Source organism: Streptomyces doebereineriae (genome assembly GCF_031845645.1).
Classification (GTDB): domain Bacteria; phylum Actinomycetota; class Actinomycetes; order Streptomycetales; family Streptomycetaceae; genus Streptomyces; species Streptomyces canus.
On sequence record NZ_JAVREZ010000032.1, the window covers coordinates 55,370 to 74,393 of the forward strand.

The window sequence follows — 19,024 nt, forward strand, 5'->3', positions numbered from 1 at the left end:
GCTGGGGGCATGACAGATGACGGCATAGCGAGTGGGCTCTCTGACGAAGAACGGCTTGCCCAGCTCGGCTACACGCAGGTCCTGGCCCGCCGCATGTCGGCGTTCTCCAACTACGCGGTCTCCTTCACGATCATCTCGGTCCTCTCGGGCTGCCTGACCCTCTATCTCTTCGGGATGAACACGGGCGGTCCGGCCGTGATCACCTGGGGCTGGGTCGCCGTAGGCCTGATGACCCTGTTCGTCGGCCTGTCGATGGCCGAGATCTGTTCGGCGTACCCGACGTCCGCGGGCCTGTACTTCTGGGCCCACCGCCTGGCGCCGCCCCGGACCGCGGCCGCCTGGGCGTGGTTCACGGGCTGGTTCAACGTGCTCGGTCAGGTGGCGGTGACGGCGGGCATCGACTTCGGCGCCGCGTCCTTCCTCGGGGCCTATCTGAACCTGCAGTTCGACTTCGAGGTGACGCCCGGCCGGACCGTGCTGCTGTTCGCCGCGATCCTGATCCTGCACGGCCTGCTGAACACCTTCGGCGTACGGATCGTGGCCCTGCTGAACAGCGTGAGCGTGTGGTGGCACGTGGTCGGCGTTGCGGTGATCGTCGGAGCCCTCACCTTCGCCCCCGACCACCACCAGTCGGCGTCCTTCGTCTTCGGCGAGTTCGTGAACAACACGGGCTGGGGCAGCGGCTTCTACGTGGTCCTGCTCGGCCTCCTGATGGCGCAGTACACCTTCACCGGCTACGACGCCTCGGCCCACATGACCGAGGAGACCCACGACGCGTCGACGGCCGGCCCGAAGGGCATCGTCCAGTCGATCTGGACGTCGTGGATAGCGGGCTTCGTCCTGTTGCTGGGCTTCACGTTCGCGATCCAGTCCTACGACGGGGCGTTGTCTTCGCCGACGGGCGCGCCGCCGGCCCAGATCCTCCTCGACGCGCTCGGCGCCACGGCCGGCAAACTCCTGCTCCTGGTCGTCATCGGCGCCCAGTTGTTCTGCGGGATGGCCTCGGTGACCGCCAACAGCCGCATGATCTACGCCTTCTCGCGGGACGGCGCGCTGCCGTTCTCGCACGTGTGGCACACGGTGAGCCCCCGCACCCGGACCCCGGTGGCGGCGGTGTGGCTGGCGGCGGGCGGAGCGCTGGTGCTGGGTCTGCCGTACCTGATCAATGTGACCGCGTACGCGGCGGTGACGTCCATCGCCGTCATCGGCCTCTACATCGCCTACGTCATCCCGACGTTGCTGCGGCTGCGCAAGGGTGACGCCTTCGACCGTGGGCCGTGGCACCTGGGCCGCTGGTCGCGTGCGATCGGCATGGTCTCGGTGGCGTGGGTCGCCGTCATCACGGTGCTGTTCATGCTTCCGCAGGTCTCCCCGGTCACCTGGGAGACCTTCAACTACGCTCCGGTCGCCGTCCTGGTCGTCGTCGGCTTCGCCTGGACCTGGTGGGTGGCCTCGGCCCGCCACTGGTTCCTGAACCCCGATCACGAACGCACCAGGGCCCGCGAGGCCGCTCGCGCGAACGCCCCCGAACCGGTAGATCCCTGACCTTCCACCCCGTTCCGACGCCCCGACGTGGCCGTGTCCCCGATACCCGATCGGAGACACGGCCACGTCCCGCTATGCTCGGGGAGGCAACATCGCCTGGGCCCTTAGCTCAATTGGCAGAGCAGTGGACTTTTAATCCATTGGTTGTGGGTTCGAGTCCCACAGGGCCTACCGGTGGTGGGCGGAGGTGTCCCCTCCGGCCTGCCGCGCAGCGCTCGGGTCGGCTTCGGTCGGTTCGGGCGCTGCGTCGTTCCCGGGCCTGTGTGGGAGCGGGTCCGCCGTCGGGCGGCTGAGCGTGGCGGAGCCGGCTCCGAATTATTCAATAGCTGTGCCCGTGAGATGAGATTTCAACCGAACACGCGGACAGATTCTCTGACGTAAAAAGCAGAGTGGAACTTCTTACCGCACACAGACCGTTGCGGCGTGCTACTGTCGATCTCGGCAAAGGAGATATGACATGGCTGCCGGTACTGTGAAATGGTTCAACGCGGAAAAGGGCTTCGGCTTCATCGAGCAGGACGGTGGCGGCGCTGACGTGTTCGCCCACTACTCGAACATCGCCGCCCAAGGCTTCCGGGAGCTGCTCGAAGGCCAGAAGGTGACCTTCGACATCGCGCAGGGCCAGAAGGGCCCGACGGCCGAGAACATCGTTCCCGCCTGACGCGCACACGCACTTGCAGCTGGGGCCCGCATCCTTCGGGGTGCGGGCCCCAGCTGCTCGCATTTCCGGCGTTTCCCGCAGTGTTTTCCCGTGCCCGTACGAATTTTCCGTCGGCGAGATTCGCTGTCGCGTTCCACCGGCCTTTTCTTGCAATTCACCGTGCTGCTCATCGCTGCGGGAATTCCTTGATATGTGCCGCAATCGAGGAAGGTTCCGCATGAACCGCACACGCACGAACGACCGCTTCGCCCGCACCCGTAACGGCAGCGCCGACTCCGGAAGGGGTGGCAGCCGGTTCGGTTCGCCGTCCCCGCGCCGGTCCGGTGGTCAGGGCCGCCGACCCGCCGCGGTACAGGGGGAGTTCGCCCTTCCCAAGTCCGTCACCCCCGCGCTGCCCGCCGTGGAGGGCTTCGCCGATCTCGACATGCCCGAAGAACTGCTGGCCGCGCTCCGCTCGGAGGGCGTGACCGTACCGTTCCCGATCCAGGCGGCGACCCTGCCGAACTCCCTGGCCGGCCGCGATGTCCTCGGCCGCGGCCGCACCGGCTCCGGCAAGACCCTCGCCTTCGGGCTGGCGCTGCTGGCCCGTACGGCCGGTCGGCGCGCCGAGGCCAGGCAGCCGCTCGGGTTGATCCTCGTACCGACGCGTGAGCTGGCGCAGCAGGTCACCGACGCACTCACCCCGTACGCCCGCTCCCTGAGGCTGCGGCTCGCCACGGTCGTGGGCGGGATGTCGATCGGCCGGCAGGCGAGCGCCCTGCGCGGGGGCGCCGAGGTCGTCGTCGCCACCCCGGGACGCCTCAAGGACCTCATCGACCGCGGCGACTGCCGCCTGAACCAGGTCTCCATCACGGTCCTCGACGAGGCCGACCAGATGGCCGACATGGGCTTCATGCCGCAGGTCACCGCCCTGCTCGACCAAGTACGCCCCGAGGGCCAGCGCATGCTGTTCTCCGCCACCCTCGACCGCAACGTCGACCTGCTCGTGCGCCGCTACCTCAGCGACCCCGTCGTGCACTCCGTCGATCCCTCGGCGGGCGCGGTCACGACGATGGAACACCACGTGCTGCACGTCCACGGCGCCGACAAGCACACGGCCACCACCGAGATCGCCGCCCGCGACGGCCGCGTGCTCATGTTTCTCGACACCAAGCACGCCGTCGACCGCCTCACCGAGCACCTCCTGAACAGCGGGGTGCGGGCCGCGGCCCTGCACGGCGGCAAGTCGCAGCCGCAGCGCACCCGCACGCTGACGCAGTTCAAGTCCGGGCACGTCAACGTGCTGGTGGCGACCAACGTCGCGGCGCGCGGCATCCACGTCGACAACCTCGACCTGGTCGTCAACGTCGATCCGCCGACCGACCACAAGGACTACCTCCACCGTGGCGGCCGTACGGCCCGGGCCGGCGAGTCCGGCAGTGTCGTCACCCTGGTCACCCCGAACCAGCGCCGCGAGATGACCCGCCTCATGGCGGCGGCCGGCATCGTCCCGCTGACCACCCAGGTCCGCGTCGGTGACGAGGCCCTGCACCGCATCACCGGCGCCCAGGCCCCGTCCGGCATCCCGGTCGTCATCACCGCCCCGGTGGTCGAGCGTCCCAAGAAGCGCGGTGCCACCTCACGCGGTCGACGCCGTCCCGCCTCGGCGGCCCGCCGTGTGTCCGTACGGCAGTCCGCCGTCGGCGCGGCGGCCTAGCACCCTCGTGATCAGGAAACCGGCCCATCTTCGCAGGAGGCACTCTTTGACGCTGGTCCAGACGCAGACCCGCCCCGTGAGCGCCCACCCCGGGCACGGCACGCCGGCCGACACCAGGGCCGTGGCCGGACCACGGGTCTGGGGGGACATGACCGTTGAGGTGGCGCTGTCCGTGATGGCGGCCGCCCGTACGGGCCGCCTGGTCGTCTGCGACGAGGACGGCCAGCGCGTCGGCCTGGTCACCCGGGCCCAGCTCACCGCCGTTCGCGACAGCCTCGGCTACACGGACCGAATCCGCCTGCGCGAGGTCACAGACGGCAACGGGCTCCTCGCCCTTTTCCACTGAACCGCTGCACGACGGCCGGTCCCATCCCCCTGTCTCCCCTTCTCCCTGTGAGGCATCATGCGCTGTGTCATCGCCCGTTTCCCGTTCGACCTGACCAAGACCGGCGTGCTGGAATCGATGAAGGGTGTCAAGCCCGAACCGGTCACCGGCGAGTCCGTGATCATCGGACGGCGCCACTATCCCCTCAAGCAGGTGGGCCAGGTCATCACCCGTCAGGACCGCCGCGATTTCAGTGCCGGCGAGGTCCTTCGGGCCATGTCCCAGCTCGGCTTCACCTGCCGCGCCGTTCCCGCGGCCGCACCGGCGCACGGCGAAAGCGCGTTGCAGCGGGCTTCCGCAATGCTCGGCAGCGAAACGACGCGGGAGTTTCCTATGGTGGCGGCGGGTGCGGACCGGTAGCGTCTGTGCCAGCTGTCGTGGTTCGGAGTTCCCCTTGCCCACGCCTTAGGTGTGGGCGCTTTGCTGTGCTGTGCCGCAGGGACCAGGGCGATCACCTCCGTCTTCCCCACAGGGGGAGGGCGTTCATCGACTGGAAGGCATGACTATGGCTTCGGGAACTGTGAAGTGGTTCAACGCGGAGAAGGGCTTCGGCTTCATCGCCCAGGACGGCGGCGGTCCGGACGTCTTCGCGCACTACTCCGCGATCAACTCCTCGGGCTTCCGTGAGCTCCAGGAGGGCCAGACCGTGACGTTCGACGTCGTTCAGGGTCAGAAGGGCCCGCAGGCGGAGAACATCACCCCTGCCTGACCTCTCTCGTGACGTTCGGGGCCGCGCGGCGCACGCCGTGCGGCCCCGACGTTTTTTCCGTGACGTTTCTTGGTCACAGCTTGATCAGACGTATCTCCTCGCTTGGTACCGCTGGTCGCTTCCGCCGTTTCCGCGCAGGCGGCGTCGGGCTCACTGGCCGTCACCACGCTGGGGCGGCACGGCGCCAAGGTCTCGACGACGGTCACCGTCGTCGCCGTGCCGTCCGGACAGACGTACCGCGTCACGTCGGGCAAGCGGATCAGCCTGCCCGCGGGGCGCTACCTCGCGATGACCGACATCTGGGAGCACGGCACGGAGGGGCTGGGCACCGACACCATCGGCGCGCGGGTCGTCCAGGTGTCGGGCAGCACGTCGGTGACGCTCGACGCGCGCAAGGGCAAGGCCGTCAAGGTGTCCCTCGACACGCCCGCCGACGTGACCGGCCCGCCGCGGATCAGCGCGCAGGTGTGCGCCGCCACCGTCAGCAACCCGGCCCGGCAGAACGACACCGCGCTCCAGGCGATGCCCAGGACCGACAACTGCACGTCCGACCTGATGGCCGAGGTCCGCGACGACAGCGCGCCGTACAGCGCCACCGTCCATGTGACTCCGGGGACCTGGCAGCCGCGCGACGACCTCGTCGCGAGCAACGGCGACAGCGTCGGCGTCGGTTTCCCGAAGGTCAGGACGCTGAAGGCGGGACAGAGCTTCACCCAGTCCTTCGGCCGGGCCGCGTGGAGCCCGATGCACTACCTGCCGATGGTCGAGGAGAAGTCCGTCACGTTCCTCCCGGGCGGCCTGATCGGCGATCCCGACGTCGGGGTCTACGGGGCCGACCCGACGAAGGAGACGGTGGTCCTGTCCAAGGGAAGCACCACCGTCAAGAAGCAGACCCTGACCAACTGGGGTACCGGCGACGCCGAGTTCTCCGCGGGCATCCACTCGGTCGGCTGGTACGACCTGTCCGTCGACGCCCATCGCTACCGCCCCGGCATCACCTTCCCCGCCGGCATGCTGTCGTCGCGTGCCACCCTCGACTGGCATTTCAAGGCCGACCCGAACAAGGCGATGGTCGCGCCGGTCTTCATGACCCGCTTCCTGCCGACCGGTCTGAACAGCCACAACCAGGCCACGGCGAACAGCACCACCACGGTCGACGTGAGAGCCGGGCGCGGTTCCCAGGGCCCGGATGTGAAGTTCACCGCGGTGACCGCCAAGTCCGTGCGGGTCTGGTCGTCCGCCGACGGCGGCAAGACCTGGAGGGCGGCGACCGTCAAGCACTCCGGCTCGACCTGGCAGGCGTCCGTCCACAACCCGGCGTCCGGTGCGGTCGCCCTGCGCTCCGAGGTGACCGACGCCGCCGGGGACCGTTCGGTGGAGACGGTGTACCGGGCGTACGCCATCGGCTGACAGCGGCGGGGCGCGGGTTCACAGCAGGTGGTGGTTGGGTGCCTTCGCGCGGCCCTCGTACTCGCCCAGCACCACCACGTCCACGCCCGCCCCCGTGAGCAACCCCGTGCCGTCGGCTCCCGCCACGAACGTGTCCGGCTCCCGCCACGCCGTCACCACCCGGCGGACCCCCGCGTCCAGGATCAGCCGGGCGCAGGGGAAGGGCCGGGAAGCCCGCCGGGTGCAGGGTTCCAGGCTCGTGTACACCGTGGCCGTGGCCAGGCGGGGGTCGGCCGGATCGATCTTCGCCAGGGCCGCCTCCTCGGCGTGGACCACCGGATCGCCGGCCTCCCTGGAGTGGCCGCGGGCCAGCTCCGTGCCGTCGGCGGCCACCACCACCGCGCCCACGCTGAACGCCGTCCGTGAGGGCGGGCACCGGGTCGCCAGCTCGCAGGCCAGGGAGAGCCAGTGGCGGTCCGCGGGGGACGGGTGCAGGCCCGTACCGGGGGCGGTGGGTTCGTAGCGCATGAGGACCACGTCCTCGATCCGGCGGGACTCCACCAGGCGGAGGCGGCCCGACTGGTAGGTGCCCGGGCCGAAGAGGCGGGGGGCGTCCGGGGTGCCCACGAAGAGGGGGGCGAGGACCAGCTGCAGCTCGTCCGCCAGGCCCTGCTGGAGGAGCTGGGTGTGGACCCGGCCGCCGCCTTCCACCATCAGGCGGTCCACGCCGCGCTCCTCGTGCAGGTGCTCCAGCAGGCGGTGCCAGTCCAGTTCGGGGCCGAGAGAGACCACGTCGGCCGCGAGACCGAGGGAGCGGGCGCGCTCCGCGCCCTTGTCCGTCGTACAGACGAGCTTCTCGCCGCCCGTGTGCCAGAAGTTCGCGGACGGGTCCAGGTCTCCCGAGCCGCTGACCGTGACCTTCAGGGGGTACGGCGGCTTCCCGGCGGCGACCCGGGCCGCGCGGCGTGCCTCGGAGTTCACCAGCAGGCGGGGGTTGTCGGCGCGGATCGTGCCCGCGCCGATGAGGATGGCGTCCACGGAGGCGCGGACCTCGTCGACGCGGTCGAAGTCGGCCGGGCTGGACAGCAGGAGGCGGTCGGGGCCGGTGTCGTCGAGGTATCCGTCGAGGGATACCGCGGCGGAGAGGAGGACGTAGGGGTGGGGCATCGGGGGCTGTCCCTCTCGCATACGGATGGCGGGGCTTGGTTAAAGTTTGAAGCAAACCTACACTGGGGACATGACGACCCGCTGGCTCAGCCCCGACGAGCAACGCGCCTGGCGCGCGTACATCGCGGCCGCGTTCCTCCTGGAGGACACCATCGACCGGCAGCTCCAACAGGAGGCCGGCATGCCGCACGTGTACTACTCCATCCTGGCCACCCTCTCCGAGGTACCGGAGCGACGGCTTCGGATGACCGAGCTCGCCGAGGGGCTGAAGATCACCCGGCCCCGGCTGACGTACGCCGTCGCCCGGCTGGAGAAGGACGGGCTGGTCCGGCGCGAGAGCTGCCAGTGGGACAAGCGCGGCAGCGTCGCGGTCCTCACGGACGAGGGTATGACGGTGCTGGAGCGGGCGGCGCCCGGGCATGTGGAGACGGTCCGTGCCGCGCTCTTCGACCGGCTCACCCCCGAGCAGGTGGGGCAGCTGGAGGAGATCTTCACGAGCGTCACCGAAGGGCTCCTGGGTGACGGCGGCGGCTCCGAGGAGGTCCCCTGGCGCCGGCGCTCGTCCCCGTCCTGCTCGTAGGGAACGCCCCGCGTGACGAGCGCCATAAATCCATTGCTTCAAATTTAAAGCATGGGGTAGGGTCTCGGATCAGTAGAACTGCTTCAAATCTGAAGCAGGTATGCCTACGAACCGGAGTACCCGCATGCCCGACCTGCCCGCCGCCACCCAGCGCTCCCGCGTCCGCGTCCCGCTGCGCTTCGGGGACGGCTACCGCGTAGACGCCGAGCTCGTCACCTTCCACGGCCTGACCGACGGCCAGGAGCACCTCGCCGTCGTCCTCGGCGACCCGGGCCCCGTCCCCCTGGTGCGCCTGCACTCCGAGTGCCTCACCGGCGACGTCTTCGGCTCCGCCCGCTGCGACTGCGGCCCGCAGCTGCGCGAGGCGGTCGAGCGCATCGCCGAGCGCGGCGGCGTCCTGCTCTACCTCCGCCAGGAGGGCCGCGGCATCGGCCTCTACAACAAGCTCGACGCGTACGCCCTTCAGGACCAGGGCCTCGACACCTACGCCGCGAACACCGCGCTGGGCCTGCCCGAGGATGCCCGCGACTACACGGCGGCCGCGCAGATGCTCCGGGCCCTGGGCATCGGCGAGCTCGACCTGCTCTCCAACAACCCCGACAAGGCGGGCCAGTTGCGCGACCTCGGCATCGACGTCCGCGACCGGGTCCCCACCGGCGTCTTCACCACCGCCCACAACGTCCGGTACCTGCGCGCGAAGGTCCTGCAGACCCAGCACACGCTGCCGCTGGGGGAGTTGACCGAGCTCGGCGTCGGGTGAGCGTCACTTGGGCGTGTGCGCCAGATACGCCAGTACTGCCAGCACCCGCCGGTGGCCGCTGTCGCTCGGCGGCAGGCCCAGCTTGAGGAAGACGTTGCCGATGTGCTTGCTGACCGAGCGCTCGGTGACGACGAGGGCCTTCGCGATGGTGGTGTTGTCGTGGCCCTCGGCCATGAGCTTCAGCACCTCGCGCTCGCGCGGGGTGAGGGAGTCGAGGGGGGTGTCGCGGCGGCGGGTGAGGAGTTCGGTGACGACCTCGGGGTCGAGCGCGGTGCCGCCGGCCGCGACCCGCTCCAGCGCGTCGAGGAACTCGTCGACCCGGCCGACCCGGTCCTTCAGGAGATAGCCGACCCCGCTGCTGCCACCGCCCAGCAGTTCGGCGGCGTACGACTCCTCGACGTACTGCGAGAGCACCAGCACAGGGAGTCCGGGGATCCGCTCCCGCGCCTCGAGGGCGGCCCGCAGCCCCTCGTCGCGGAAGCCGGGCGGCATGCGCACGTCGAGCACCGCCACGTCCGGCCGGTGCTCCAGCACAGCGGGCAGGATCTCCGGACCGGTGCCGACGACGGCCACCACCTCGTGCCCGGAGGACGTCAGCAGGAGGACGAGCCCCTCTCTCAGGAGGGCGTTGTCCTCGGCGATCACCACACGCACGGCAGCTCCACATCGATCACGGTCGGGCCCCCGGCGGGGCTGGTCACTTCGAAGGTCCCGTCGAGCGCGGCGACCCTGCGCCGCATCCCGAGCAGCCCTGAACCCGCGGACTCGTCGGCGCCGCCCCGGCCCTCGTCCCGCACCCGCACGGTCAGGCCGCGCCGGGTACGGGCGAGCCGGACCTCGGCACGGTCCGCCCCGCTGTACTTGGCCACATTGGTGAGGGACTCGGCGACCACGAAGTAGGCCGCGGCCTCCACCGCCGCGGGCGCCCGGGTGCCCGCCTCCAGACCGCCGTCCTCGACGCCGACCGTGAGCCCGCTGCTCGACGCCAGGGCCCGCACCGCACCGACGAGACCCCGGTCGGTGAGGATCGGCGGATGGATGCCGCGCACCACCTGCCGCAGCTCCGTCAGCGCCTGTTCGGCCTGGTCCTGGGCGTCGTCCAGCAGTCTGCGGGCGGCGTCGGGGTCACGGTCGTAGGCCCGCTTGGCGAGTCCGATCCGCATCGAGAGCGCAACGAGGTTGGCCTGGGCACCGTCGTGCAGGTCCCGCTCGATGCGGCGCAGTTCGGCCTCGTGTGCGGCGATGGCGTCGGCCCGGGTCTCCTTCAGCTCCTCGACCCGCCGGGCCAGCCTGGCCTTCGGGGAGGGCATGAGCAGCGCGGTCGACCAACGGGCCTCGGTGTCCGCGAGCTTCACGATCAGCGGCAGGACGACCGGGCTGCGGCGCAGGGCCCCGGCCCACACACCGTCGACCACCAGGCCGAGGGGCCACAGCGGGAGGGCGAGGGCGAGGAGGGCGCCGTAGAGGTAATAGGCGACCATCCAGCGCAAGTCCCTGAGCGTGCCGGGGTCCTGCACGGAAATCCGCAGCTGCTCGCGGAGCGTGCCGGTCATCGGCGGGTACGCCTCGGGGATCTCCCTGCCCGTCCACAGGGCGGTCAGGTTGCGCTTGGCGCCGGCGATCCGCCGTATCAGCAGCACGGCCTCGGGCAGCAGCCAGCAGCCGACCACGGCGACCGTCCCGATGGCGGCGATCAGCAGCACGGTGATGAAGATGTACACGCCGAAGCACATCGCCGCGGCCACCACGAGGTGCACCGTCGCCATCGCCGCACGCTGCACCGACTTCCACATGCGGCTCACGCTAGATGATCGAGCCCGGGCGCACGGTGTAGCCCGCTACACCATCGGGACGCCCGAGCGGGGCTCACTCCGGGCGGCCGTCGTGACCGTCGCCGTGGTCGCGGACCCAGTTCCGGTGGGCGTTCGATCCCTCGCGGCCGGGAGAGAGCTTCAGTACGGCCCCGTCGTCGATCTGCTCCAGGCTCGTCACCACATAGGGAGAACCCGCCCGCACTGCCAGCCGGATGCTGCCGTTGCCGAACTCCGTCACCCGCAGGGTCCGGCCGCCGGAGAGCGGGATGTCCCGCTTGTCGATCTCCACCGGTCGCTCGTCGTCTGCCGCCATGACCCCCTCCTCGCTTCCGTGAGGGGCGCCACGGTACGCCGCCCTCGCCGGGCCGACCGGACCCGCGCCGCCTGCACAAGGGACCCGCTCCTCCCGTCCGGCAGCGCACGGTCACACCCCGCAGAGGCCGCCCACTTACGGCAGTCCGGCGAATCCCCGCCCCCCGGCCGTGCCGGGGCGCGGTGGTCCGCTCCACGGGTCCGGCCCCGGAGGCCGTCCTCGACACCATGGTGAACCGGCTCGGCGTCTCCGTCCCGGCCGCGCACAAGCTCGCCGAGGAGACCCGGCCGCCTCCGAAACAATCCTGGCGCGAACCACCCCGCGGATGACGTATGCTGGTCACACAACGACGCGGGGTGGAGCAGCTCGGTAGCTCGCTGGGCTCATAACCCAGAGGTCGCAGGTTCAAATCCTGTCCCCGCTACTCACGGCTCAGGGCCGGAGTCCAGTTACTGGACTCCGGCCCTGAGTGTTTCCCCCGGTCGGGCCACCCCGCTCGCCTCCCGCTCCCGCTCCGGGAAACCTGGAGGCGTGGAGCAGGAGGGGCCGATCTCGTACGCGCGCACCTTCGTTCGCCTGCTCCCGGCGCTGCTGCTCGTCGCGGGTGGGTGCTACGACTACCTCACACCGTCCCAGTTCTCCGCCGCGCCCCTCTTCACCGCCGCGCCTCTGGTCGCGGCCCCGCTCTACTCCAGGCGCGGCACCGTCCTCACCGGCCTCGCGACCGTCCTCGTCGTCCTCGCGGTCCACCTGCGGCTCGGCATCCTCCTCGAAGTCGACGCCGTCACCGAGACGGTCACCGTGGTGACGGTCGCCGTCCTCGCGGTCCTCATCAATCTCCTCGTCCGCCGCAGCAGCGAACGCCTCGCCTCCCAGCGCGAGATCGCCGAGGCCGCACAGCGGGCGGTGCTGCCCGGGCCCGCCGGGCGGATCGGCGGGTTCGACATCGCGGTGCGCTACGAGGCGGCCCAGGCGGACGCGTTCATCGGCGGGGACCTGTACGCCGTGCAGGACAGCCCGCACGGCGTACGGATGATCGTCGGGGACGTGCGCGGCAAGGGGATGGGGGCGGTGGCGGCCGTCGCGATCGTCATCGGGGCGTTCCGGGAGGCCGCCGAGCGGGAGACCACGCTGGAGGCCGTCGCCCGGCGGCTGGAGCGGGCGCTGGCGCGGGAGGCGACGCGGCGGGACAGCGTCGAGGTCTTCGAGGGGTTCACCACGGCCGTCCTCGCCGAACTCCCGCACGACGACGGGGTCGTACGGATCGTCAACCGCGGGCATCCGCCGCCCCTGCTGCTGCACACCGACGGCACGGTGCGCGCGCTGCCCGCCCAGGACCCCGCGCTGCCGCTCGGCATGGGCGACCTCGGCACCTGGCCCGACCGGGGCGAAAAGTACGGCTTCCCCGGCGGGGCCACACTGCTGCTGTATACGGACGGACTGTCCGAGGCGCGGGACCGGCAGGGGCGGTTCTACGACCCCGAGGCGCGGCTGGCCGGGCGCGCCTTCCGGGAGCCCGGCGCGCTGCTCGCCGCCCTCGTGGGGGAGGCGCGCCGGCATTCCGGTGGCTTCCTCACCGACGACCTGGCGCTGCTCGCCGTGCGACGGCCTTTGTGACGTGGGGTGAGCGGGTGAGCGCCCTCCGCATAACCACTGACGCGCAGTCAAAACCTGTGGGTTGCCTGAGGTGAGGTCAACTCGCCCGTTTTTCACCGTTCATGGGCCGTAAGTCCTGCCGGATTTCGTTAATGATCAAGCGGAACAGCTTGGAATCGGGCCCCCGGGTCTATTAACGTTCGATAACGCAGCGCGGTCGTCCCAGCCGTCACAAGAGATGGCTCCGTGCTCACGCGCCGAATTCCGCAAGGGAACCGGGGAACCACCAACTTGGGGTGAATCGCTCGTACTCCGCCGTGGCAGCACGGCGGGTATACGCGCGTAGGAGACCTTCCTGCTCCGAACCCGTCAGCTAACCCGGTAGGCGAGAAGGAAGGAAAGGAGTGCGCCCACGTGGCGAACCCGCCTGCCCCTGAGGCTCCGTTCGAGCCCGGTCAGCGCAGTACAGACACACTTGTGTACGGCGGCTACCGCGCCGACGACGAGGCCCCGCTGGGGGAGTGGAACCCCACCGCGGAGACCCTCCCCGCCGTACGTGGCCGGCATCGCGTCGCCAAGCAGCGTGGCGGAGGATTCGCCCGCAGCTCCACCGTTCTGGGCGTCGGTGTCATAGCCGCCGTCAGCGCGGGCGGGATGGCCAGCGCCAACACCGGCAAGCCGCCGGTCACGATCTCCATGCCCGACCTGCCCTCCGTGGGTTCGCTCATCTCGGACGACGCCGACTCCGCCGCGGACGACACGAGCGCCTTCAGCAGCGTCGGCGCCACCACCGCCGACACCACCAAGGGCACCTCGGACGCCGGTGAGGCACTGCGCTCGCGCATCCTGGCCCAGGCCGAGCGGCAGCAGGACCAGATCGACACCAAGGCCGCCCAGGCCGTCGCGGCCGCCGCCGAGAAGGAGGCCGACGCGGCCGCCGCCAAGGCGGAGAAGGACGCTCAGGAGAAGGCCGCCGCCGCGAAGAAGAAGGCGGAGGAGGCGGCCGCGAAGAAGGCCGAGGCCGAGCGCCTGGCCGAGCTCGCCAAGCAGTACACGCTGCCGACCTCGTCGTACACCATCACCTCGACCTTCGGTCAGGCCGGTTCGCTGTGGTCCTCCGGCTACCACACGGGCCTCGACTTCGCCGCGCCCACGGGCACGCTCATCAAGGCCATCCACAGCGGCACCATCACCGAGGCCGGCTGGGCCGGTTCCTATGGCTACCGCACGATCCTGACCCTCGACGACGGCACCGAGCTGTGGTTCTGCCACCAGTCCTCGATCAGCGTCAGCGTCGGCCAGAAGGTCAGCACCGGTGACGTCATCGGCCGCGTGGGCGCCACGGGCAACGTGACCGGCGCGCACCTGCACCTGGAGGTCCACCCGGGCGGCTCGGCCGACGGGATCGACCCGATGGCGTGGCTGCGCGGCAAGGGTCTCAACCCCTGAGGTTTACGGCGATTTAGCGCCCGTTGCGGAAGGCGGGCGTCCGCTGCTTGCGTTGACGTAGGACATGACTGCTTCTCCGCTTCGCAAGCTCGGCTCCTCCGACCTCGAGGTCTTCCCGCTCTCCCTCGGCGGCAACGTGTTCGGCTGGACGGCCGACGAGTCCCAGTCCTTCGCCGTCCTCGACGGGTACGCCGCCGCGGGCGGCAACTTCCTCGACACGGCCGACTCCTACTCGGCCTGGGTCGACGGCAACTCCGGCGGTGAGTCCGAGACCGTCATCGGCAAGTGGGTGGCGGCGCGGGGCAACCGCGACGACCTCGTCATCGCCACGAAGGTCAGCCAGCACCCCGACTTCCCCGGCCTGACCGCCACCAACATCAAGGCCGCCGCCGACGCCTCGCTGCAGCGCCTGGGCACCGACCACATCGACCTCTACTACACCCACTTCGACAAGACCGAGGTGCCGGTCGAGGAGATCATCGGCGCGCTGGACGAGCTGGTGAAGGCGGGCAAGGTGCGGGCGATCGGCGCCTCCAACATCTCCGCCGCGCGCCTCGCGGAGTCCCTGGCCTTCTCGGACCGCGAGGGCCTGGCGCGCTATGTAGCCCTGCAGCCCCAGTACAACCTGGTCTCCCGTGACACCTACGAGGGTGAGCTGCAGGCGGTGGCCGCGCGCGAGGGCCTCGCCGCCGTCCCGTACTACGCCCTCGCCTCCGGGTTCCTCACCGGCAAGTACCGCCCCGGCGCGACCGTCGACAGCCCGCGGGCCGCGGCGGGCGCCGGCAAGCACCTGGACACCGAGCGCGGGCAGAAGGTGCTCGCGGCCCTGGACGACATCGCCGAGGCCCACACCGTCCCGGTCGCCACAGTCGCCCTCGCCTGGCTCGCGTCCCGGCCGACGGTCGCGGCCCCCATCGCTTCCGCGCGTACGGCGGCACAGCTGCCGGCGCTGCTGGGGGTGGCGGAGCTGGTGCTGACGGAGGAGGAGGCGGCTCGCTTGACGGAGGCGTCGGCCTGACTCGAGCGCAGGGCCCGGCCGACGGTGCCGGGCTCTGCACGGTCGGCGCCGCGGTCCGCGCGGCGGAGTGGCCGCGCCGAGCAGGGCGCCCACGGTTCCTGTTGTGGTCGAGCTACGTCCGGTACGGGTTGTACGCGGGGTACGGCACCGTCGGGTGGGCCGGTTGGGCCGGCTGGACCGGGTGCGGCGGATAGCCGTACACCCCGTACACCGGCCAGGGCGGCGCGGTCACCGGGACCGGCGGCGCCGTCATCCGGGCGGCGTGGTCCAGCGCGGGTCGCGCGACGTCCCGCCGCCGCCACAGCTCGTGCAGCAACTCCCGCTCCCGTACGACGAAGTCGGCGTTCGCCCGCCCGAGCCGCCCCCGGCGCCGCAGGAACGCCAAGGACGTCGCGTACGCCTCGTACTGCGAGACGGCCCGTGCCGCGGCCCGCCCGCCGAACTGCCGACGCGCGTACTCCCGCGCCATCCGTCGCGCCCGCATCGAGCCCAGTACATACGGCTCGGTCGGCGCCAGCCACCCGGCGACGGCGTACGCGGGCAGTTCCTCGCGCACGGTTTTCAGCTCCCGCTGCCGCGTCCAGATGACCAGCCAGGTCAGCAGCGCGAACGCCGGCACCATGAACATCGCGTACACCGCGAAGAACCCGTACTCCCCGAGCGTCGAGGAGCCGTTCCACATCGCGTGCATGCCCATCGCGAGCAGCAGCCCGGACAGCGGGACGAGCACCCGCCGTACGTGCTGACGTTCCGCCGAGAGCGCGGAGATGCCGAAGCCGATGCCGGTGAGGACGGTGAACAGGGGGTGCGCGAACGGTGACATCACGACGCGCACGAAGAAGGTCGCGGCGGTGACGGAGGCGATGCCGCCGTGGCCGTTGAGCTGGTCGGTGCCGAAGGCGGTGCCGAGGTAGAGGATGTTCTCGGTGAAGGCGAAGCCGGTGGCGGTGACCCCCGCTATCACCACCCCGTCGACGATCCCGGTGAAGTCGCGTCTGCGGAACAGGAAGACCAGCAGAACGGCGGCGGCCTTGGCGGACTCCTCGACGATCGGTGCTATCACGGTCGCGCCGAGGGTGTCGGCGCTGGTCGGATCGGCGGTCGCCGTCGCTATCCATTTCGTCGCGAAGCTGTTGGCGATGATCGCTATCAGCGCCGCCGCACAGGCGCCCCAGGCGAAGGCGAACAGCAGATTGCGCCAGGGGCCCGGTTCGACCCGGTCGAGCCAGCGGAACGCGGCTATGAGCAGCGGTACGGGCAGGACGGCGAGGCCCAGCCCGACCAGGAACCCCTCGGTACCGGTCTGTTGGCGGACCAGGGCGAGGATGACGAGCCCGGACAGCGCGAGGAGCGTGATCAGGGCGCCGTAGCGCACCCACTTCCGCTGCCACCAGTGCGCATGCCGCAGCGCGGCGCCGCCGGTGGGGTCACCGGGGTGCGTCGGATACGGGGGACAGGTGGCCACAGCATCGACCTTAACGAGACAGAGGCGCCGCCCGCAGGCGGGACGGGTGATCAGGCGCCGGTGGGGGACTGGTCGGATCGGTCGGGTCGGTCGCCGTGCTGTACGCGGCGGAACAGCAGGTCGTTCACGACATGTCCTTTGTCCAGTCCCTGCCCCTCGAAACGGGTCAGCGGCCGGAAGTCGGGACGCGACGCAAAACCGCCGTCTGCCTGTGTGTTCTCGAAGTCGGGATGCGCGGTGAGCACGTCGAGCATCTGTTCGGCGTACGGTTCCCAGTCGGTCGCGCAGTGCACCAGCGCCCCGGGCCGCAGCCGCGCCGCGGCCAGGTCCAGGAACTCCGGCTGGATCAGCCGCCGCTTGTGGTGCCGCTTCTTGGGCCAGGGGTCCGGGAAGTAGACGCGCAGCCCGTCGAGCGAGTCCTCGGTGAGCATCTCGCGCAGCAGGATGATGGCGTCGCCGTTGGCGACCCGGACGTTGGACAGTTTTTGCTGCTCGGCGAGATTGAGCAGGTTCCCCTGCCCAGGGGTGTGCACGTCGACGGCGAGGATGTTGATCCCCGGCTCCGCGGCGGCCATCTGCGCGGTGGCCTCACCCATCCCGAAGCCGATCTCCAGCACGACCGGGTGGTCGTTGCCGAACATCTCACCGAGGTCGATCGTGCGCTGCCCGTCGATGTCGAGGCCCCACGTGGGCCACAGCCGCTGCAACGCGTCCGCCTGCCCCGCCGTCACCCGGCTGCGGCGCGGCTGAAAACTCCGGATCCGCCGCTCGAAGTGCGATCCCGCGGGATCGGCACTGGGCCCGTCGGGAAACCGCGGCTCCCCTTTGGCCCGGGTGTGCCGAACGGGGGCACCGGGGGCGTGCAGAGCGGATTCGCCGGCGGCGGGCCGGGACCGGGGGGCTTCGGGGGCGTTGAGGGAGTCAGACACAGTGGGGTCGATTTTACGGCGGCCTCGGGGACGTATGCCGCTCAGGGATGTTCCGGCCGTCACGTCCGGGGGCGGGGCTTCTGGGCTGTCCCTTCCGGCGCGGGGCGTCTGAGTCGTCGCGTCGGGGCCCTTCACGGTCGGGTGGGGCGTCCGGGGCAGCCGCGTCGAGGCCCTCACGGTCGGGTGGCGGCGGCCGGGGCAGCCGTGTCCGGGCCCGTCACGGTCGGGTGGCGGCGGCCGGGGCAGCCGTATCCGGGTCGTCACGGACGGGTGGCGGCACCCGCACCCGTCACGCCGAGCGCAGCGTCTCCAGCGCCCGTCGGGCCACCTCCCGCCCGATCGGCAGGGAAGCCGTCGCCGCGGGCGAGGGCGCGTTCAGCACATGCACCGCACGAGCTCCCTCGCGGATCAGGAAGTCGTCCACCAGGGTGCCGTCCCGCAGCACCGCCTGTGCCCGCACCCCGGCCGCCGAAGGCACCAGATCATCCGCCGTGACGGCAGGCAGCAGCCTGCGCACAGCCGTGGTGAACGCCCTCCGCGACACCGACCGCCGCAGCTCCCCCGTGCCGTACCGCCAGTGCCGCCGGGCTATCTGCCACGACCCCGGCCAAGCCAGCGTCTCCGCCAGCTCCCGAGGCCGTACGGTCCCCCAGTCGTACCCCTCACGGGCCAGCGCCGGCACCGCGTTGGGCCCGATGTGCACGCCCCCGTCGATTCCGCGCGTGAGATGCACCCCGAGGAACGGAAACGCCGGATCCGGCACCGGATACACCAGTCCCCGCACCAGCTCGGGCCGTGCCAGCGAGTAGTACTCCCCTCGGAACGGCACGATCCGCATCCCCGGCTCGTCCCCGGTCAGCCGGGCCACCTCGTCGCAGTGCAGCCCGGCGCAGTTCACCAGCACCCGGGCCCGTACGACGTCCCCGGCGCCCGTCAGCACGGCGACGCCGAGCTCGGGCCGCCGGTCGATCCGCCGCACCTCGGCGCCGTACCGGATCTCCGCGCCCGACGCCTCGGCCAGCTGCCGCGCGACCCCGACGAAGTCGCACACGCCGGTCGTCCCGACGTGTATGGCGGCGAGCCCCTCGACCTCGGGTTCGTACTCCGCGATCTGGGCGGCGCCCAGCTCGCGCACCGGAATGCCGTTCTCCCGTCCGCGCTGCACCAGTCCGTGCAGCCGCGGCAGCTCGCTGCGCTCGGTGGCGACGATCAGCTTGCCGGTGACGGCGTGAGCGATGCCGTACTCCGCGCAGAACTTGACCATCTCGGCGGCGCCCCGCGCCGCGTACCGCGCCTTGAGCGACCCGGGCCGGTAGTAGATCCCGCTGTGGATCACCCCGCTGTTGCGCCCGGTCTGATGCCGAGCGGGCCCCGCCTCCTTCTCCAGCACGACGACCCGGGTACCGGGCGCGCTGCGCGTGATCGCATACGCCGTGGACAACCCGACAATGCCCCCACCGACCACGAGCACGTCACAGTCGTAAGCGATCCCCGTCGACACCTGCATCACCTCCCACACCCGATAGTGCACTGCACCACTGACAGTCA

19 protein-coding genes, 2 tRNA genes and 1 riboswitch are annotated in these 19,024 nt (G+C 70.9%); of the genes, 14 read left to right on the forward strand and 7 right to left on the reverse strand.

What is annotated here, in order from left to right; translation table 11 throughout:
- Positions 1-9: 9 nt before the first annotated feature.
- From RNB18_RS47945 to RNB18_RS47980, 8 genes are all read left to right on the forward strand, one after another.
- Positions 10-1,545, forward strand: coding sequence for an amino acid permease (locus RNB18_RS47945; protein ID WP_311720472.1), 1,536 nt, complete (start codon positions 10-12; stop codon positions 1,543-1,545).
- Between the two features lie 98 nt (positions 1,546-1,643).
- A tRNA-Lys gene (locus tag RNB18_RS47950) sits at positions 1,644-1,716 on the forward strand.
- 286 nt (positions 1,717-2,002) lie between these two features.
- On the forward strand, positions 2,003-2,206 hold the full coding sequence (locus RNB18_RS47955; RefSeq protein WP_023586116.1) for a cold-shock protein: 204 nt from the start codon (positions 2,003-2,005) through the stop codon (positions 2,204-2,206).
- A 217-nt stretch (positions 2,207-2,423) separates the two neighbouring features.
- Positions 2,424-3,902 (forward strand): DEAD/DEAH box helicase, encoded by a 1,479-nt coding sequence (locus tag RNB18_RS47960; protein ID WP_311720473.1) that lies wholly within the window; start codon positions 2,424-2,426, stop codon positions 3,900-3,902.
- A 46-nt stretch (positions 3,903-3,948) separates the two neighbouring features.
- Positions 3,949-4,248 (forward strand): CBS domain-containing protein, encoded by a 300-nt coding sequence (locus RNB18_RS47965; RefSeq protein WP_394817786.1) that lies wholly within the window; start codon positions 3,949-3,951, stop codon positions 4,246-4,248.
- A gap of 57 nt (positions 4,249-4,305) precedes the next feature.
- The gene (locus RNB18_RS47970; protein WP_311720474.1) at positions 4,306-4,647 is read left to right on the forward strand and encodes an SCO5918 family protein; all 342 of its coding nucleotides are present in this window, start codon (positions 4,306-4,308) and stop codon (positions 4,645-4,647) included.
- Positions 4,648-4,792: 145 nt separating this feature from the next.
- Positions 4,793-4,996, forward strand: a complete 204-nt coding sequence (locus tag RNB18_RS47975; RefSeq protein WP_057609368.1) for a cold-shock protein — start codon at positions 4,793-4,795, stop codon at positions 4,994-4,996.
- Positions 4,997-5,098: 102 nt separating this feature from the next.
- Complete coding sequence (locus RNB18_RS47980; RefSeq protein ID WP_311720475.1) at positions 5,099-6,406, forward strand: hypothetical protein; 1,308 nt, start codon at positions 5,099-5,101, stop codon at positions 6,404-6,406.
- A gap of 18 nt (positions 6,407-6,424) precedes the next feature.
- On the opposite strand, the gene RNB18_RS47985 is transcribed toward RNB18_RS47980, so the two are convergent.
- Complete coding sequence (locus RNB18_RS47985; RefSeq protein ID WP_311720476.1) at positions 6,425-7,552, reverse strand: dihydrofolate reductase family protein; 1,128 nt, start codon at positions 7,550-7,552, stop codon at positions 6,425-6,427.
- A gap of 70 nt (positions 7,553-7,622) precedes the next feature.
- On the opposite strand from RNB18_RS47985, the gene RNB18_RS47990 reads away from it, so the two are divergent.
- Positions 7,623-8,132, forward strand: coding sequence for a MarR family winged helix-turn-helix transcriptional regulator (locus RNB18_RS47990; RefSeq protein ID WP_057609375.1), 510 nt, complete (start codon positions 7,623-7,625; stop codon positions 8,130-8,132).
- 124 nt (positions 8,133-8,256) lie between these two features.
- Positions 8,257-8,892, forward strand: a complete 636-nt coding sequence (locus RNB18_RS47995; protein ID WP_266562846.1) for a GTP cyclohydrolase II — start codon at positions 8,257-8,259, stop codon at positions 8,890-8,892.
- A gap of 3 nt (positions 8,893-8,895) precedes the next feature.
- Here RNB18_RS47995 and RNB18_RS48000 read toward each other — a convergent pair whose 3' ends face one another.
- The 3 genes from RNB18_RS48000 to RNB18_RS48010 form a co-directional block, all read right to left on the reverse strand.
- On the reverse strand, positions 8,896-9,546 hold the full coding sequence (locus RNB18_RS48000) for a response regulator transcription factor (protein ID WP_311720477.1): 651 nt from the start codon (positions 9,544-9,546) through the stop codon (positions 8,896-8,898).
- Positions 9,534-10,685, reverse strand: coding sequence for a sensor histidine kinase (locus RNB18_RS48005; RefSeq protein ID WP_311720478.1), 1,152 nt, complete (start codon positions 10,683-10,685; stop codon positions 9,534-9,536). The genes RNB18_RS48000 and RNB18_RS48005 overlap by 13 nt, the downstream gene beginning before the upstream one ends.
- Before the next feature lie 73 nt (positions 10,686-10,758).
- Positions 10,759-11,019 (reverse strand): hypothetical protein, encoded by a 261-nt coding sequence (locus RNB18_RS48010; RefSeq protein WP_311720479.1) that lies wholly within the window; start codon positions 11,017-11,019, stop codon positions 10,759-10,761.
- A gap of 350 nt (positions 11,020-11,369) precedes the next feature.
- Between RNB18_RS48010 and RNB18_RS48015 the strand changes: the two genes are divergently transcribed.
- The 4 genes from RNB18_RS48015 (at position 11,370) to RNB18_RS48030 (ending at position 15,082) form a co-directional block, all read left to right on the forward strand.
- Positions 11,370-11,443, forward strand: a tRNA-Met gene (locus RNB18_RS48015).
- A gap of 107 nt (positions 11,444-11,550) precedes the next feature.
- Entirely contained in the window at positions 11,551-12,636 is a 1,086-nt protein-coding gene (locus tag RNB18_RS48020) for a PP2C family protein-serine/threonine phosphatase (RefSeq protein WP_311720480.1), read from the forward strand.
- 224 nt (positions 12,637-12,860) lie between these two features.
- Positions 12,861-13,018: riboswitch (cyclic di-AMP (ydaO/yuaA leader) on the forward strand.
- Positions 13,019-13,029: 11 nt separating this feature from the next.
- Positions 13,030-14,064, forward strand: coding sequence for a M23 family metallopeptidase (locus tag RNB18_RS48025; RefSeq protein ID WP_311720481.1), 1,035 nt, complete (start codon positions 13,030-13,032; stop codon positions 14,062-14,064).
- A 64-nt stretch (positions 14,065-14,128) separates the two neighbouring features.
- Positions 14,129-15,082, forward strand: coding sequence for an aldo/keto reductase (locus RNB18_RS48030; RefSeq protein ID WP_311720482.1), 954 nt, complete (start codon positions 14,129-14,131; stop codon positions 15,080-15,082).
- A 112-nt stretch (positions 15,083-15,194) separates the two neighbouring features.
- Here the strand turns inward: RNB18_RS48030 and RNB18_RS48035 are convergent, their stop codons facing one another.
- From RNB18_RS48035 to lhgO, 3 genes are all read right to left on the reverse strand, one after another.
- A complete protein-coding gene (locus RNB18_RS48035; protein ID WP_311720483.1) occupies positions 15,195-16,547 on the reverse strand; it encodes a PrsW family intramembrane metalloprotease in 1,353 nt (450 codons plus the stop codon).
- 50 nt (positions 16,548-16,597) lie between these two features.
- Positions 16,598-17,476, reverse strand: a complete 879-nt coding sequence (gene trmB, locus RNB18_RS48040; protein ID WP_311720484.1) for a tRNA (guanosine(46)-N7)-methyltransferase TrmB — start codon at positions 17,474-17,476, stop codon at positions 16,598-16,600.
- A gap of 289 nt (positions 17,477-17,765) precedes the next feature.
- Positions 17,766-18,983: an L-2-hydroxyglutarate oxidase gene (gene lhgO, locus RNB18_RS48045; RefSeq protein ID WP_311720493.1), complete on the reverse strand. Its 1,218-nt coding sequence runs from the start codon at positions 18,981-18,983 to the stop codon at positions 17,766-17,768.
- Positions 18,984-19,024: the final 41 nt, after the last annotated feature.

Bases quoted from the DNA above. Each gene is read 5' to 3' on its own strand.
- RNB18_RS47990 (WP_057609375.1), top strand. From the start codon at position 7,623: ATGACGACCCGCTGGCTCAGCCCCGACGAGCAACGCGCCTGGCGCGCG.
- RNB18_RS48030 (WP_311720482.1), top strand. From the start codon at position 14,129: ATGACTGCTTCTCCGCTTCGCAAGCTCGGCTCCTCCGACCTCGAGGTC.
- lhgO (WP_311720493.1), bottom strand. From the start codon at position 18,983: ATGCAGGTGTCGACGGGGATCGCTTACGACTGTGACGTGCTCGTGGTC.
- RNB18_RS47995 (WP_266562846.1), top strand. From the start codon at position 8,257: ATGCCCGACCTGCCCGCCGCCACCCAGCGCTCCCGCGTCCGCGTCCCG.
- RNB18_RS47960 (WP_311720473.1), top strand. From the start codon at position 2,424: ATGAACCGCACACGCACGAACGACCGCTTCGCCCGCACCCGTAACGGC.
- RNB18_RS47945 (WP_311720472.1), top strand. From the start codon at position 10: ATGACAGATGACGGCATAGCGAGTGGGCTCTCTGACGAAGAACGGCTT.
- RNB18_RS48010 (WP_311720479.1), bottom strand. From the start codon at position 11,019: ATGGCGGCAGACGACGAGCGACCGGTGGAGATCGACAAGCGGGACATC.
- RNB18_RS48005 (WP_311720478.1), bottom strand. From the start codon at position 10,685: ATGTGGAAGTCGGTGCAGCGTGCGGCGATGGCGACGGTGCACCTCGTG.
- RNB18_RS47970 (WP_311720474.1), top strand. From the start codon at position 4,306: ATGCGCTGTGTCATCGCCCGTTTCCCGTTCGACCTGACCAAGACCGGC.
- RNB18_RS47985 (WP_311720476.1), bottom strand. From the start codon at position 7,552: ATGCCCCACCCCTACGTCCTCCTCTCCGCCGCGGTATCCCTCGACGGA.
- RNB18_RS47975 (WP_057609368.1), top strand. From the start codon at position 4,793: ATGGCTTCGGGAACTGTGAAGTGGTTCAACGCGGAGAAGGGCTTCGGC.
- RNB18_RS47955 (WP_023586116.1), top strand. From the start codon at position 2,003: ATGGCTGCCGGTACTGTGAAATGGTTCAACGCGGAAAAGGGCTTCGGC.